The sequence below is a fragment of the Streptomyces sp. H51 genome (assembly GCF_035656535.1).
Classification (GTDB): domain Bacteria; phylum Actinomycetota; class Actinomycetes; order Streptomycetales; family Streptomycetaceae; genus Streptomyces.
On record NZ_JAYMHD010000067.1, the window covers coordinates 103851 to 118538 of the forward strand.

Genomic DNA, 14688 nt, shown 5'->3' on the forward strand with positions numbered 1-14688 from the left:
CCGGTCCCGGTGGTCACCGTCGTCCGGGTGTGGCGGCCGCCGGTCACCGGGACGGCGGTCGCGGCGATGAGCCGGTCGACGGCCCGGACCTCCGGCACCGCCCCGCCCGGCCCGGAGTCCTCGCGGGCCACCTCCGCCGCGAAGCGGGTGACGCCCGACAGGTCGGCCGAGCGGAACAGCAGCGTCGCGGGGCGCCCGGAACCGGCCGGGATGACCGCGTCGCCGGCGGCGCGGGTGGCGTCGGCGGGCCGGAAGGCGGCCAGGTCGTATTCCTGCAGTACGCGGGGGCGCAGGCCGGAGGAGGTGACGCTGCGGCCGTCCTCGTTGTTGCAGGCGAGGAAGTGCTCGAGCACGGGAGCCGTGCGCGGGTAGGCCGGATGGCCGCCGGCCAGGCCCGGCAGCAGGCCGTGCCGAGCCGCGCGGTGTGCACCGGGTCCTCCGAGCAGCCGTCCTCGTTGCGGCCCCACCGCGGGTCGCGCAGCAGGTTCACGACGGGCGCCCACACCTGCAGGCCGGGGGTGCCGGTGCCGTCCACCGGCGGGCGGTGGTGGTGGAAGGCGCGCAGTTCGGCCGGGACGGCTTCGGCGACCTCGAGGACCAGGTCCTCGTCCCAGGTCGCGCCCAGGCCCACGGCCTGCGGGAAGACCGTCGCCGTGCCCAGCCGGGCGACGCCGTGCAGCGCCTCCGTGCCGGTGCGGAACGCGGCGACGCCGAGACGCGGGACGGCCGGTGCGTACTGGTGCAGCAGCGTGATCCGCTCGTCGAGCGTGAGCCGGCCGGGCAGGTCGTCGACGCGCTTGCCGGCCGGCAGCGCGGGATCACGGAACGGAACCCGGCCGGTGGCGGGCAGGGACGGAGATCCCACGTGGCAAACCCCTAGAGCAGACTGATGCGAAGACCATATCGTCGAAGCGCTTCGACGCTGACATTCGTTACGGAGCGCTGTCAATAGCCCAAGATGAAGAAAGTTTCGCTTCTCCCTTCCCCTTGTTTCGGCAGATACATGCCATTAGCGTTCGCGGCCGAGTGAAGCGCTTCGACGATCCGAGGGAACAAGGGACTGAACCAGCCGTGACAACGACAACCACCCGGCCGTCGCCGGGACCTGACGGCGTACCGGACGAGCGGCCGGCGGACGCCACCGTGGCCAACCCCGTGATCCCCGGTTTCCACCCCGATCCCAGCGTCTGCCGCGTGGGCGACGACTACTACCTCGTCTGCTCCAGCTTCGAGTACTTCCCCGGCATCCCCGTCTTCCACAGCCGCGACCTGGTGCACTGGACGCAGATCGGCAACGCCCTCGACCGGCCGGACCAGCTGCGCCTGACCGCCGGCACGGCGTCGTCCGGTGGCATCTACGCCCCCACCCTGCGCCACCACGACGGCCGCTTCTGGCTCGTCGTCACGAACGTGGCCGAGGGCGAGGGCAACATGCTGTTCACCGCCACCGACCCCGCGGGACCCTGGTCCGACCCGGTCCGGCTGCCCGGCGTCGAGGGCATCGACCCGGACCTCGCCTGGGACGAGGACGGCACCTGCTGGTGCACGGTCGCCGGGGTCTCGCAGGTCCGGATCGACCCGTACACCGGGGAGGCCCTGGAGGCGCCCCGGCGGCTCTGGTCCGGCACCCCCGGCGCCCTGGCCCCGGAGGCGCCTCACCTGTACCGCGTCGGCGAGTACTGGTACCTGCTGATCGCGGAGGGCGGCACCGAGCGCGGCCACGGCGTCTCGATCGCCCGCGGGCCCGCCCCGAGCGGTCCGTTCGAGCCGTGCCCGGCCAACCCGGTCCTGACGCACCGCAGTACGGACCGTCCCGTGCAGAACACCGGCCACGCGGACCTGGTCCAGGGTCCGGACGGTTCGTGGTGGATGGTGCTGCTGGGCGTCCGGCCGCGCGGTGGCACGCCGGGCTGGCACGTCCTGGGGCGTGAGACCTTCCTCGCGCCGGTCACCTGGGCGGACGGCTGGCCCGTCGTCGGCGAGGTGTCGCCCGCCCTGCCCGCCCCGCCCTGGCCGCTCGTCCCCGGGCCCGTCGAGTCCGGCCGGGACGACTTCGACCTCGCGGAGCTGCGGCCGTACTGGATCTCCGTGCGCGACCGTCCGGTGGAGCGCTGCACCACCGCGGAGCGGACCGGCTGGCTGACGCTCCGCGCCCGGGGCGACGGCCTGGACGATCCGGACGTCGTCTTCGTCGGCCGCCGCCAGCAGCACCTGACCTGCCGGGTGCGGACCCGGATCGATCCGGCGCGGGGGCGCGGAGGTCTCGCCGTCCGGCTGGACGAGGAGCACCACTACGAGATCGAGGCGTCCGAGGGGGAAGTGCGCGTGCTCGCCCGCGTCGGTCCGCTGCGCACCGTCGTCGGGTCCCGGGCCGTGCCCCCGGGGCCGGTGGTCCTCGGCCTCCGCGTCAGCGACACCCCTCCGCGGGACGCCCGCACGGGGCCGGACACCCTCACGCTCGGCGTCGAGGAGCCGGACGGCGCGTTCACCGTGCTCGGCACCCTGGACGGCCGCTACCTGTCGACCGAGGTCGCGGGCGGCTTCACCGGCAGGGTCATCGGCATGTACGCCTCGGCCGGCACGGTCCACTTCGACTGGTTCGACTACGAGCCGCCGGCCCTGCTCGGTGACCGGCACGCCTCCTGACCGTCCGGGCCCCGGGTGCCGCCCCGGCACCCGGGGCCCCTCCCCGCCCGCTCAGTGCTTGGGCGGGGCCGTGCCCTCCCGGACGGTGAGCGGGGTCGCGATCTCCAGTCCGGCCCGGGGCACGTCCTCGCCACGGCCCAGGGCCGGCGCCGGCTCGGTGGCGACCACCGCCATCTCGGCCAGGGGCTGGTGGACCGTGGTCAGCGGCGGGTCCACCCCGGCGACGGCCGGCACGTCGTCGAAGCCCACCACGCCGACGTCCTCGCGGATGCGCAGCCCGAACCCGCGCGCCGCCCGGTGCACGCCGGGCGCCTGCATGTCGTCGGCGGCGAATACGGCGGCGGGGCGATCGGGCCCGGAGAGCGGATCGCGTGCCGGCCGCCGGCCCGCCCGACCCGCGCGCTCCGCCCCGCCGCCGCTTCGGTCTCCGCTTCGGCGTCTTCGGCCTCTACCGCCTCTTCCGCCTCTTCCGCCGAAGGCGCTTGTGATCGGTTGTCCGGCACGGCCGCCTGTCCCCGTCCACTCGCCTGCTGAAGGCGGCATCGTGACACCGCTCGTCACGGAGGGGACGTCCGGACGGACGCCCGTGGTGCGCTCGCCCGGCGGCCCTCAGGCCGCTCCTCCCCTGTGGTCCGTGTCGTCGTCGACGATCTCCGCGTCGACCACGCCGTCGTCGTGCGGCCCGGTGTGCTCCGTGCCCGCGCCCGCGCCCGTGTCCGTGTCCGCCGCGGCCGACTGCTGCCCGGCCCGCTCGTACATGGCCTGGCCCATCTTCTGGCTGACGGTGGCGAGCCTCTCGACGCCGGTGCGCAGGGCGCCGGTCTCGGCGTTCTGCTTCAGCAGGGTCTTCAGCTCGCCGGTCGCGGACTCGACCTCGGACTTCGTCTCCGCCGGGACGCGGTCCTCGTTGTCGCGGAGGAACTTCTCGGTCTGGTAGACGAGTTGCTCGGCCTGGTTGCGAATCTCGGCGGCCTCCCGGCGCTTGCGGTCCTCCTCGGCGTACTGCTCGGCCTCCCGCATCATGCGGTCGATGTCCTCCTTGGGCAGGGCCGAGCCGCCGGTGACGGTCATCTTCTGCTCGCGGCCGGTCGCGAGGTCCTTGGCGGAGACGTGCATGATCCCGTTGGCGTCGATGTCGAAGGCCACCTCGATCTGCGGCACGCCGCGCGGGGCGGGCGGCAGGCCGGTGAGGTCGAAGACGCCGAGCTTCTTGTTGTACGCGGCGATCTCGCGCTCGCCCTGGTAGACCTGGATGCCGACCGAGGGCTGGTTGTCGGTGGCGGTGGTGAAGATCTCCGAACGCCGGGTCGGGATCGTGGTGTTGCGCTCGATCAGCTTCGTCATGATGCCGCCCTTGGTCTCGATGCCGAGGGACAGCGGGGTGACGTCGAGCAGCAGCACGTCCTTGACGTCGCCGCGGATGACGCCCGCCTGCAGGGCCGCGCCGACCGCCACGACCTCGTCCGGGTTGACGCCCTTGTGCGGCTCCTTGCCGGTGAGTTCCTTGACCAGGTCGGTCACCGCGGGCATCCGCGTCGAGCCGCCGACGAGGATCACGTGGTCGACCGCGGACAGTTGCACGCCCGCGTCCTTGACCGCCTGGTGGAAGGGGGTCTTGCAGCGGTCGAGCAGATCCGCGGTCAGCTCCTGGAACTGGGCGCGGGTCAGCTTCTCGTCGAGGTGCAGCGGCCCCTCGGCGGAGGCGGTGATGTACGGCAGGTTGATCGTCGTCTCGGACGACGAGGACAGCTCGATCTTGGCCTTCTCGGCGCCCTCGCGCAGCCGTTGCAACGCCATCTTGTCCTTGCCGAGGTCGATGCCGTACTGGCCCTTGAACCGCTTGACCAGGTACTCGACGATCCGCTGGTCCCAGTCGTCGCCGCCGAGGTGGGTGTCGCCGTTGGTCGCCTTGACCTCGATGACCCCCTCGCCCATCTCCAGCAGCGACACGTCGAAGGTGCCGCCGCCGAGGTCGAAGACCAGCACCGTCTGCTCCTCGCCCCGGTCGAGGCCGTAGGCGAGGGCCGCGGCGGTCGGCTCGTTGATGATCCTGAGGACCTTCAGGCCCGCGATCTCCCCGGCCTCCTTGGTGGCCTGCCGCTGGGAGTCGTCGAAGTAGGCGGGGACGGTGATCACCGCTTCCGTGACGTCCTCGCCGAGGTAGGACTCCGCGTCCCGCTTCAGCTTCTGCAGCACCCGCGCCGACAGCTCCTGCGCCCGGTAGCGGGTGCCGTCGACGGAGCCGTGCTCCGGGAAGTGCCAGTGGGCGTCGCCCATGTGCCGCTTGACCGAACGGGCGGTGCGCTCCACGTTCGTCACGGCCTGCCGTTTCGCGACCTCGCCGACGAGCACCTCACCGTTCTTCGCGAAGGCCACGACCGACGGTGTGGTCCTGGCCCCCTCCGCGTTCGCGACGACGGTGGGCTCGCCGCCTTCCAGAACGGCCACCACGGAGTTCGTGGTACCGAGATCGATCCCGACCGCTCGTGCCATCTCCGTCCCCTTCCGCGAGGGCACTGCCACATTTCAAGCACAAAACTTGAGTGGGCCGTTGTCAATGCCACATGTCGCCGAGTACCCCGGGAACGCCGGTGCCGCGCCTCCCGATCCCGGGGAGGCGCGGCACCGGAGCGGAAGCGGGTCCGCGGGGCTCAGGCGAGCTTCGCCGACAGCGTGATCGTCGTGCCCGCGAGGGCCTGGCTGACCGGGCAGTTGGCCTTGGCGTTCTCCGCGGCGGCGACGAACGCGTCGTTGTCGATGCCCTCGACCGTGCCCTCGACGGTCAGGTGGATGCCGGTGATGCCCTCACCCGGCTGGAAGGTGACGTCGGCGGAGGTGACGAGCTTGGTGGGCGGGGTGCCGGCACCGGCCAGGCCGTGCGACAGCGCCATGGAGAAGCAGCTGGAGTGGGCGGCGGCGATCAGCTCCTCGGGGCTGGTCCTGCCGTTCGCCTGCTCGGCGCGCGACGGCCACGACACCGGCTGCTCGCCGATGCCCGAGGAGTCGAAGGTGACGACTCCGTTGCCCTCGAGCAGGTTGCCTTCCCAGACGGTGTGTGCGGAGCGCGTGGTTGCCACGGTGAATCCTTCCGAATTCCGGCTGTTGCTTGGGACACCATCCGATCACATTCCCGGTCACCGCACCCGGAAGACCGGCCCACGGGCGGTGAACGGCAGCCGCGCCCCCGCGGGATGGGGCAGGCCCCGGCGCCTTGCCGAGCAGGGTGCGCTCCATGGAACCGGAGGTGTCCAGGACGACGCCGAAGGTGCACCGGGCGACCTCCCCGGGCGGGAACCAGTGGCCGGCGCGGGGGATGTCGGGGGCGGCGGACCGGCGCCGCGAGGGACGCGCGCAGGACCGTACGGGTTCCGGGCGGGGCACGAACTCGTCGAACCAGCGGGCCGGCCTGGCGTCCCAGGGCAGCGGCGGGTGGCCGAGCGCGCGGATCGCCTCGACCGGGCGACCACCCCGACATCACCGGCACGCAGGCCGTCGCCGCCGGGCAGGAAGCCGCGCCCGACCCGCTGGCGCGGGTCCAGGCCCTGGCCCAGCCCGCGGCGGCGGAACTCGTCCAGGTCGACGTAGTCGCCGGGCGGGCCCAGCGGGCCGCCGAGGATGTCGCCCACACCCTTGCCGCGCGGGGTGGCCGGGCGGCGCACGCGGCGCGGGTCGCCGGCGATGCGGTCGTGGACCTCCTCCGCGGACAGGCCCGCCGGCGCCGGGTCGTGCAGCAGTCCCCCGGGCACGGTGCCGACCCGCGTCTCGCACAGCCGGGCGTTGATGACGTGGTCGCGGGCGACGTTTCCGGTCAGGCGGCCCGCTCCTGCCCGTCCTGCTCGGTGAGCGGCACCTGGGGGCCGTCCGCCTCGCGCAGCCAGCGCCGCAGCACGTGGTGCACCCGCTCGGCGCCGACCACCTCGCACCCCTCCCCGGCCGGCGCCGAGAAGGCGAGCGGCGACAGCAGGAAGGGCCGGCCCTGCGCCCCGCCGAGCCCGCCGTGCGAGCCGATCTGCTCCTCGAAGGCGAGGACCTCGCCGTCGGCCGGGTCGTGGAAGGAGTTGACCATGATGTCGGCGGTGTGCGGGAAGGAGTGGGTGCGGCGCACGGCGTCGGCGGCACCGGGCCCGAACGCGGCCAGCGGACCCGGATCCTGCTCCAGCCGGTCGAGCGGAACCTCCGCGCCGTACGCGCCGAGCACGACCCCGCCGTGCTCCTCGCTGCGCACCAGCAGGAAGCCGATCCCCGGGTGGTTGGCGAGCGTGGTCAGCAGCGCCGGGTGGCGGGCGTCGATCTCCTCCTTGCTCATCCGGTGCGGCACGTCCGGGAAGGACACCAGGCCGAGATTGCCGGAGGCCAGCACGATCGGCTCCGAGCGGCGCCCCGGCAGCCGGTGCCGCTCGCCGCCCTCCTCGACCGGCCGGCGCAGCGCCGCGCGCACCGCGGCGCGGGCCTCGGCGCCGCTGTGCGTGTGCTGCGCCTTGCGCGGCACGGGCAGCCCGCAGCCGGCCCGCACCAGCTCGCCGAGGCCGAGGCCGTAGCGGGCGCGGAAGGTCTCGCCGGGGCTCTGGCCGTGGTCGGACAGGACGACGATGCGGTACGGCCGCGGGGCGTGCTCGGAGACCTTCTCGATCAGCGCGAGCGCCCGGTCCAGCCGTCCGAGGACCTTCTCGGCGTCCCGGCTCAGCGGGCCGGAGTGGTGCGCCACCTCGTCGTAGGCCACCAGGTCGGCGTAGATCGCGGTGCGCCCGGCGAGCATGTCGCCCATCACGGCGGAGACCACGACGTCGCGCTCCACCACGGTCGCGAAGGCGCGGACGAAGGGGTAGAGCCCGCCGCGCGAGACCCGTGGGCGCTGCTTGCGCAGGCGGGCCCGGGTGGACTGGCCGATCTCCCGGCCGGTCTCGGCGACGAACGACATGGCGGTGCGCACGGCGTTGGCCGGGTCGGAGAAGTACGCGAAGTAGCCCGCTCGGGACCGGTTCTCCCGGCCGCGGCGGCGGGTGGCTATGGACAGGACGAGGGCCTGCTCGTCCGCGCCGCCGCTGAAGAGGTTGCCGCGGCTCGCGCCGTCGGCGGTGAGCAGGCCGGTGTCACCGGTGCGCACCACGGCACGGCGCTGGAGCTCGGCGGCGCTGGTCGGGCGGTTGCAGACCATCACCTCCCGGCTGTCCTTCTCGTACCAGCGGAACGCCGGCACGTCGTGGTTGGAGCCGTGCAGGATGCCCAGCTGGCTGGCGCCGGTCTGGCTGGACCAGTCGGTGCGCCAGGGGGTGAGCCGGTGGGTGCCGTCCAGCCACCTGGCGACGGTGGGCGCCAGTCCCTTGCCGACGGCGTCCAGCAGCACGTCGTGGCCGACGCCGTCGAGTTGCAGGAAGACGGTGCCGGGGCTGGACGGGCCGGGCGGCCGGCGTCTTCCGCGGCGCTGGGCGAGGCGGTAGAGGCGGCGCCGGTAGGCGTCGTCGTCGCGGACGGCCAGTGCGCCGCCGGTGGCGGAGGCGACGGCGGACATCACCGCGGCGACGATGACGGCGGTCTCGGGCGCGGCCTCGCTGTCGCCGGAGGGATTGATGCGCAGGGCGAGCAGCAGCAGCGAGCCGTTGAGGAAGAAGACCAGCAGCCCGAGCACGAGCGCCGGCACCAGCAGCAGGGCCCGGACCAGCAGCGGCCACACCAGCGCCGACAGCAGACCGAAGGCGCCGGCGCCGAGCGCGGCCGTGACGGCGATCCGGGTGGCGCTGTCGCCGGTCGCGGACTGCAGCTGGAAGTCCGGCAGGATCCCGGCGAGCACGAGCATGGTGACGGTGGAGACGGCCCAGACCGCGACGCTCCGTCCCACCTGACTGGCGATCCGCCGCCAACGCCCGCCACGCACGCCTGCCCACCTCACGTCCCGGCCCGCCCCCGCAGCGGGCCCCCACCCCTCCTACCCTGTCACACCCCCTCCGAGCCCCCACCGCCTCGGCACGGACCCGACAGACACCTGGGCATGGGCATGGGCATGAGCATGCGCCTGGGCATGGGCGGGGGACGGAGGCGGGGCGGGGGACGGAGGCGGGGCGGGGGACGGAGGCGGGGCGGGGGCGTTGACACTGGCCCGGAATGGGCGCCGACGGCGGGTGCCGCAGGTCGGCCGTCTCGGAATTCCCGACCTTCGGGATGGTCCACCCGAGCGTCCGCTTCGTCGGCCGGAAGGTGTGTTCCGGATCGAAGCGGTGAAGGAAAGGAATTTCCTCGGCATGGTCGGTCCAGGGGCCGCGGTGAGTGAGCCGGGGGCGCACCCGGCCCCAGGCCGTCGCGGTACTCGTGTCGTAGCGGATGATGTCCGTTGCCGTACCGAAGGCCGGGAATCAGCCATTCACGCGGCTTTGGAGTTCCTTGTCCCGGGAGCGGATGCGGCCTGCATTGTCCCGGCGGCGAACAGTTGCGCCACTGCCCGTGACGGTGGGCTCTCCCACCCATGCTGACCTGCGGACACAGCGGACGAGCGGGGCATTTCGTCCGCACTGAGGCGCCTGCTCCGCTTTCATGGCCCCGGGTGGTGACATAGGGGGCCGCCGCAGGCCACAAGACCGTTTCTCGACGTTCGCCGCAACGCATCACCCTTGACGTCATGCGAACACTGCGCGTTTGATCGGACGCTGTCGGCCGAGCCTTTTACCAAGGAGGTTCCGTGTCCGTCCACGACGATGATCTCGTCCCTGTCGAAAAAGCGCTTGCGTCCCACCCAGAATTCAGCGACGCTTCGAGGATCACTCTGAAGGCCACCGAATTCTACCGTTTCGCTGTCGATCTCCTGTGCGAGCGGTCGGCGACGGTGGAGCGCCTGGCGGCGGGCATCCGCGACGAGACCGGCCGGCTCCCGACCGCCGTCGTGGAGGACCCGCTGGTACGGGTGACACTCGACGAGGCGGTGTCCCGGCTGGAACAGGGCTTCCTCGACGAGGCCGCCTGGACCGAGGTCGTGACCATGCTGCGTCTGGTCTCCGATGTTCTGGAGCTGCACGGCGCCGAGGCCCCGCCAACCGGCGCGAGTATCTCCGCCGGCCGCCGGGTGCGGGTCACTCCAGGCCGGGAATCCTGGCTGTGCAGCACAGGCTCGGGTGCCACGACCCCGCTGGGCGGTACGTTCCTCAACAGCTTCGAGCGTGACTTCCTGCGTGGTGTGCCCGGTGACCTCCTGGAGCCCACGCCCGAGCACGCGCGGCAGCTCGACGACGGCTTCGCGGCCCTGAACGCCCTGTTTCCCGAGCTGGGAGCAAGTGTCGCGGCCCACTACATCGGTGTGGGCGTCGTCGACGTGCGGACCGAGGGCGAGACCTTCCTTGCGGGCAACGTGGGACGCATTCCCGGAGTGGTGTTCTTCTCCCCGAACCGCATGGCCCGTCCCTGGCGGTTCGCCGAGACGGCGCTGCACGAGGGACTGCACCTGAAGCTGTTCGACATCCAGCGGTCGGCGAGCATCTTCGCCGCCCCCGAGCGTCTGGCCGACGGGCCGAAGGTCAGGGTGCCGTGGCTGAAATGGGCCTCCATGGTCGCGCCCAACGAGTGGGCGCTCGACCGGGCCCTGGGCGCCTTCCACGTGTACGCGCACCTCGTGCTGTTCCAGGCCGCGTTGCGGGCCAGGCTCACGCCTGAGCTGAAGGAGCGTTTCGGCACCCCCGAGCCCGACGACCCACCTTCCCTGTACCGCTTCGGCAGCGAGCGCGCCCACTATCTGGGTCGGCAGATCCTGGACCGTGGCGGCGACGAACTGACCGATCATGGCAGGGAGTTCGTCAGCTGGCTGCTGGAGGCCACGGCAGCGGTGCCGGAGGAGGTCGCCCGTGTCTGATCTCCGCTACAGCAAGGCGCCCGGCCTGAGCACGCGCCCCGTCGAGGCCGCCGACGCACTCATGGTCTTCACCCCGGTCAAGCCCAAGGTCCATTGGCTGAACCTGGCCGGCTGGTACCTGTTCGAGCTCAGCGACGGCAGCGGCGAGGAACACATCGCCGCCGAGTACGCGGAAGCGGTCGCGGGCCAGATACCGCGGGACGAGGCACTGCTGCAGGCCCGCAGCTGTCTGGCCGACCTGGTGCAGCGCGGCATCCTCGTCATGACCGAAGCCTGAGCCGGTCCGGCGCAGGCGCCGAGGCCGGCTGCCCGCGGGCCGGCCCCAGGCCGCCGGGGTCCGAGTCGATGTCTCCTCGAGTTCCTCCGATCCGTCCGGCCGGAGGTTCCTTCTACCTTCGTTGAAGGAGGTGAACTCCATGACGGAGCAGCTGAAGAAGAGGCTGTCCAAGGCGGTGAACGTGGCCCCGCCGAAGGCCGCCGCACCTTCCAGGGACCAGCGTCTGTGGCCCCCGTGGTACATGCAGAAGCACTGAGCCGACAAGGTGCCGGCCCGCCCGAACGGGCGGGCCTGCACCCCCTCGTGGAAGGTGTTCCATGCACGTCGGCGTACTGGTGGTGGGCGGCTCGCTCACCGGGCTGTCCGCGGCCCTTTTCCTCGGCATGCACGGCGTGCCCTGTCTGGTGGTCGAGCGCCGTGACGGCATCCTCGCCCATCCGCGTCTGCGTGGCCTGCTTCCTCGGGCCATGGAGCTGTACCGGCAAGCCGGAGTGGAGGACGAGATCGTCAGCCGCTGTCCGGTCGGCGCCCCGCCCACCGATCTCGTCTCCGTCCACGCCCGCACTCTGTCGGAGGAGCACGAACCGCTCACCGAACCGGAAGACGGCGGGGCGGATGCCGAACAGGTCTCCCCGTGCGGGTTCGTCCCCATCGGCCAGGACGAACTCGAAACCGTGCTCGCGCAACAGGTACGCGAACGGGGCTGCGATCTCAGATTCGGCACGCGACTCACCGACCTCGCGCAGGGTCGCGACGGGGTGATGGCGCGCCTGCGTGGCCCTGACGGGACGGAGGAGACCGTCGAGGCGGACTACGTGATCGCCGCGGACGGCGCCTCCAGCCCCGTCCGCCGTCGTCTGGGCATCCGCAGCAGTGGCCCCGGAACCCTCTTCCACATGGTCACCATGCACATCCACGCCGATCTGTCACCGGCACTGCGCGGCCGTCGTATCGGCATGGCCTATCTCGGCCGGCCCGCGCCGGGAACCACGCTCGGTCCCCTCGACTCCACCGGCACCCGGTGGTTCTTCGCCACCGCCGTATCGTCCGGATCGTCCGGGGACATCGCGAGCGAGGACCCTGCCGCCTGGGTCAGAGCGGCGACCGGACTGGACGCACTGGATGTGCGGCTGCTGGAGCAGGTCCCGGGCGCCGGACGGATCTTCACGTTCCCGGTGGGGGCGCGAGTCGCCGACCGATACCGTGTGGGCCGGGTGTTCCTCGCGGGCGACGCGGCCCATCTGATGCCGCCGACCGGCAGCCTGGGCGGCCTCACAGGCATCATGGACGCGCACGACCTGGCCTGGAAGCTGGCCTTCGTCCTGCGTGGCAGCGCAGGTCCGGCGCTGCTGGACACGTACGGGGCCGAGCGCCGCCCGGCTGCCGAGCAGGCCATGGGACAGGCGTATGCCCGGGCACTGCTGCGCTGGCGGCTGCCCGGACACGGCGGGGGCTGCACGCTGCTGCCCACGAGCGTCCTCATGTACGGCGCCGCCGTCCCGGAGGGGGCCCCCGGCACGCGCGCGCCTCATCTGTATGTCTCCGAGGACGCGTCCTCGCCGATGTCGACGCTCGACCTCTACGGCACCGGTCTCGTCCTGCTGGTCGGCCCCGAGGGCGACGCCTGGGAGTCCGCCGCCCACCGGGCCGGTCAGCGCCTGTCCGTGGCCGTCGAGGTGTACCACCTCGACGCGGACCTGGCCGGCCCGCACGGCCTGACGAACGGCAGCGCGCTGCTCGTCGGCCCCGACGGTGTCGTCGTATGGCGCTGCGACGGCCGGAGGGGCGACCTCGACGGCACGCTGGAACGGGTGCTGCGCGACCTGCTGTGCCGCTGAGATCTTGGCAGGGCACGCACCGGGCCCCCACGCACCGGGCCCCGCTCCGGTCGGCTACGAGGCGCCGTACCTCACAGCCGACCCGATCCGAACGACAGGGCCTGACGCAGGGCCTGACGCAGGGCCTGACGCAGGGCCTAACGGCCGTCGTAGCCGGCCGTCGGCATGGACAGGCGGCGGTGGACGCGGGCCTTCATCTGGGCGTCGTAGCAGGGCTCCGCGGAGCCGACGGTCTCCACCCGTACCCCGCGCCGCGCGCACTCCGCGGTGAACTCCTCCACGGACGACAGCGCGCTCTCCAGTACCCGTCGGCTCGGCGCGACGAACAGGTCGGTCCCCGGGCGGACCCCGTCCCACAGCACGCTGTGGTCGGCCCTGAGCCCCCGCACCAGCAGCTCGCGGGCGACGACGTAGCCCCGCTCGGCCGCCCAGCGCGCGCACATCGCGTGCTGGCTGCGGGAATCCACCAGGAACGGATCGGCGTCCAGCTCCTCGAGCGGCGTCAGACTCGCGATCGCCGTGACCCGCACCGGTCCCATGGTGTTCCCCTCACCTCCGGGTTTCGCCGCCGACCCTACTCCTGCCCGTAGGCTTCGGGGAGTCGCGCGAAGGAGGCAAAGAGGTGCCGGTGGAGGTCACCTGGTGGGGTCATGCCACCTGCACGGTCGAGGACTCGGCCGTACGGGTGCTGACCGATCCCCTGTTCGCTCGCCGGCTCGCCCATCTCCGGCGCCGCCGGGGCGCGCTGCCGCCGCCGGGCGCCTGGCACGCGGACGTGGCGCTCGTGTCGCATCTGCACGCCGACCATCTGCACGTTCCCTCGCTGGAGCGGCTCGCGCCGGGCACGCGCCTGCTCGTGCCCCGGGGCGCACGACGGGCGGTGCCGGCGCTGCGCCGGCTCGTCCGGCTGCACGTCACCGAGGTGGCGCCCGGCGACGTCGTGCGGGTCCGCGACCTGAGCGTGCGTGCGGTGCCCGCGCTCCACGACGGGCGGCGGCTGCCGGTGGGCCCGCGCCGCTCCCCCGCTCTCGGCTACGTCCTGGAGGGCGAGGCGCGCACCTACTTCGCCGGGGACACCGGACTGTTCGACACGATGGCGAAGGAGGTCGGCCCGGTCGACGTGGCGCTGCTGCCGGTCGGCGGCTGGGGGCCGAATCTCGGTGAGGGGCACCTGGACGCCGGCCGGGCGGCCGAGGCGCTGGCCCGCCTCGCGCCGCGCAGCGCGGTCCCCGTGCACTACGGCACCTACTGGCCGATCGGCATGGACGCGGTACGCCCGCACGAGTTCCACACTCCCGGTCACGAGTTCGTGCGCCGGGCGGCCGAGCGCGCGCCCGGTGTGACCGTGCACCGGCTCGGGCACGGGGAGAGCGCCCGTCCGGAGGTCTCCCGGTGACCTGGCTGGCGGCGGCCCCCGCGACGGTCGTACCGCCCGAGTCGACGCAGCAGGCGATCGGGTATCCGTCACTGTTCCTGCTGGTGCTGATCGGGGCGCTGGTGCCGGTCGTGCCGACGGGCGCGCTGGTGAGCTCGGCGGCCGTGGTGGCCTTCCACCACACCGCTCCGTTCACGATGGCGCTGGTGTTCGCGACGGCGTCGCTGGCCGCGTTCCTCGGGGACATGACGCTGTACTGGCTGGGTCGGCGTGGCATGACGTCGAAGAACGGCTCGCGGTGGCTGGAGGCGATCCGGTCGCGGGCACCGCAGGACCGGCTGGAGCAGTCGCAGGCGAAACTGGCCGACCACGACGTGGCCGTGCTCGTGCTGTCGCGGCTGGTGCCGGCCGGCCGTATCCCGGTGATGCTGGCCTGTCTGATGGCGCGCTGGCCGGTGCGCCGCTTCGCCCGCGGCAACGCGCCGGCCTGCCTGGCCTGGGCGGCGACCTACCAGATGATCGGCGTCCTGGGCGGGTCGCTGTTCCCGGAGCCGTGGCAGGGCGTGCTCGCGGCGGTCGGGCTGACGGTGGTGCTCAGTGTGGCGCCGAGCGTGTGGAGGCGGGTGCGCGGTCGCGCCCGGGGGACACGGGCCTGAAGCCACCCGTCGACCGCGCCGCCCGCCTCTCCGGTCACCGACCTCGGCCCGCCCCTTCGGTCACC

11 protein-coding genes and 2 pseudogenes are annotated in these 14688 nt (G+C 73.0%); 6 read left to right on the top strand and 7 right to left on the bottom strand.

Annotated elements, in window-relative coordinates; all coding sequences use genetic code 11:
* Nucleotides 1-188: 188 nt before the first annotated feature.
* A pseudogene (locus VKA29_RS23805) lies at nt 189-865 on the bottom strand (glycoside hydrolase family 3 N-terminal domain-containing protein); the annotation flags it as partial.
* Between the two features lie 278 nt (nt 866-1143).
* On the opposite strand from VKA29_RS23805, the gene VKA29_RS23810 reads away from it, so the two are divergent.
* On the top strand, nt 1144-2646 hold the full coding sequence (locus VKA29_RS23810; RefSeq protein ID WP_324788105.1) for a glycoside hydrolase family 43 protein: 1503 nt from the start codon (nt 1144-1146) through the stop codon (nt 2644-2646).
* A 51-nt stretch (nt 2647-2697) separates the two neighbouring features.
* Here VKA29_RS23810 and VKA29_RS23815 read toward each other — a convergent pair whose 3' ends face one another.
* The 5 genes and pseudogenes from VKA29_RS23815 to VKA29_RS23835 all read right to left on the bottom strand — a co-directional run bounded on the left by VKA29_RS23815 (nt 2698) and on the right by VKA29_RS23835 (nt 8518).
* Nucleotides 2698-3189, bottom strand: a complete 492-nt coding sequence (locus VKA29_RS23815) for a substrate-binding domain-containing protein (RefSeq protein WP_324788106.1) — start codon at nt 3187-3189, stop codon at nt 2698-2700.
* Between the two features lie 66 nt (nt 3190-3255).
* Nucleotides 3256-5139, bottom strand: coding sequence for a molecular chaperone DnaK (gene dnaK, locus VKA29_RS23820; RefSeq protein ID WP_324787985.1), 1884 nt, complete (start codon nt 5137-5139; stop codon nt 3256-3258).
* Between the two features lie 158 nt (nt 5140-5297).
* Nucleotides 5298-5723 (bottom strand): OsmC family protein, encoded by a 426-nt coding sequence (locus tag VKA29_RS23825; protein WP_324787986.1) that lies wholly within the window; start codon nt 5721-5723, stop codon nt 5298-5300.
* A 91-nt stretch (nt 5724-5814) separates the two neighbouring features.
* A pseudogene (locus VKA29_RS23830) lies at nt 5815-6449 on the bottom strand (hypothetical protein); the annotation flags it as partial.
* A gap of 5 nt (nt 6450-6454) precedes the next feature.
* The gene (locus VKA29_RS23835; RefSeq protein WP_324787987.1) at nt 6455-8518 is read right to left on the bottom strand and encodes a phage holin family protein; all 2064 of its coding nucleotides are present in this window, start codon (nt 8516-8518) and stop codon (nt 6455-6457) included.
* Nucleotides 8519-9316: 798 nt separating this feature from the next.
* Here VKA29_RS23835 and VKA29_RS23840 point away from each other — a divergent pair.
* The 3 genes from VKA29_RS23840 (at nt 9317) to VKA29_RS23850 (ending at nt 12592) form a co-directional block, all read left to right on the top strand.
* A complete protein-coding gene (locus VKA29_RS23840) occupies nt 9317-10477 on the top strand; it encodes an aKG-HExxH-type peptide beta-hydroxylase (protein WP_324787988.1) in 1161 nt (386 codons plus the stop codon).
* Nucleotides 10470-10754 carry a hypothetical protein gene (locus VKA29_RS23845; protein ID WP_324787989.1) on the top strand — a complete coding sequence of 95 codons (285 nt, stop codon included), beginning with the start codon at nt 10470-10472 and terminating at the stop codon, nt 10752-10754. The genes VKA29_RS23840 and VKA29_RS23845 overlap by 8 nt, the downstream gene beginning before the upstream one ends.
* Before the next feature lie 317 nt (nt 10755-11071).
* The gene (locus tag VKA29_RS23850) at nt 11072-12592 is read left to right on the top strand and encodes an FAD-dependent monooxygenase (RefSeq protein ID WP_324787990.1); all 1521 of its coding nucleotides are present in this window, start codon (nt 11072-11074) and stop codon (nt 12590-12592) included.
* 137 nt (nt 12593-12729) lie between these two features.
* Here the strand turns inward: VKA29_RS23850 and VKA29_RS23855 are convergent, their stop codons facing one another.
* Nucleotides 12730-13131, bottom strand: a complete 402-nt coding sequence (locus VKA29_RS23855; RefSeq protein ID WP_324787991.1) for a hypothetical protein — start codon at nt 13129-13131, stop codon at nt 12730-12732.
* Between the two features lie 83 nt (nt 13132-13214).
* On the opposite strand from VKA29_RS23855, the gene VKA29_RS23860 reads away from it, so the two are divergent.
* Both VKA29_RS23860 and VKA29_RS23865 read left to right on the top strand, forming a co-directional pair.
* Nucleotides 13215-13988, top strand: a complete 774-nt coding sequence (locus VKA29_RS23860) for an MBL fold metallo-hydrolase (RefSeq protein WP_324787992.1) — start codon at nt 13215-13217, stop codon at nt 13986-13988.
* Nucleotides 13985-14623 carry a DedA family protein gene (locus tag VKA29_RS23865; RefSeq protein WP_324787993.1) on the top strand — a complete coding sequence of 213 codons (639 nt, stop codon included), beginning with the start codon at nt 13985-13987 and terminating at the stop codon, nt 14621-14623. Before VKA29_RS23860 ends, VKA29_RS23865 begins: the two co-directional genes overlap by 4 nt.
* Nucleotides 14624-14688 lie beyond the last annotated feature (65 nt).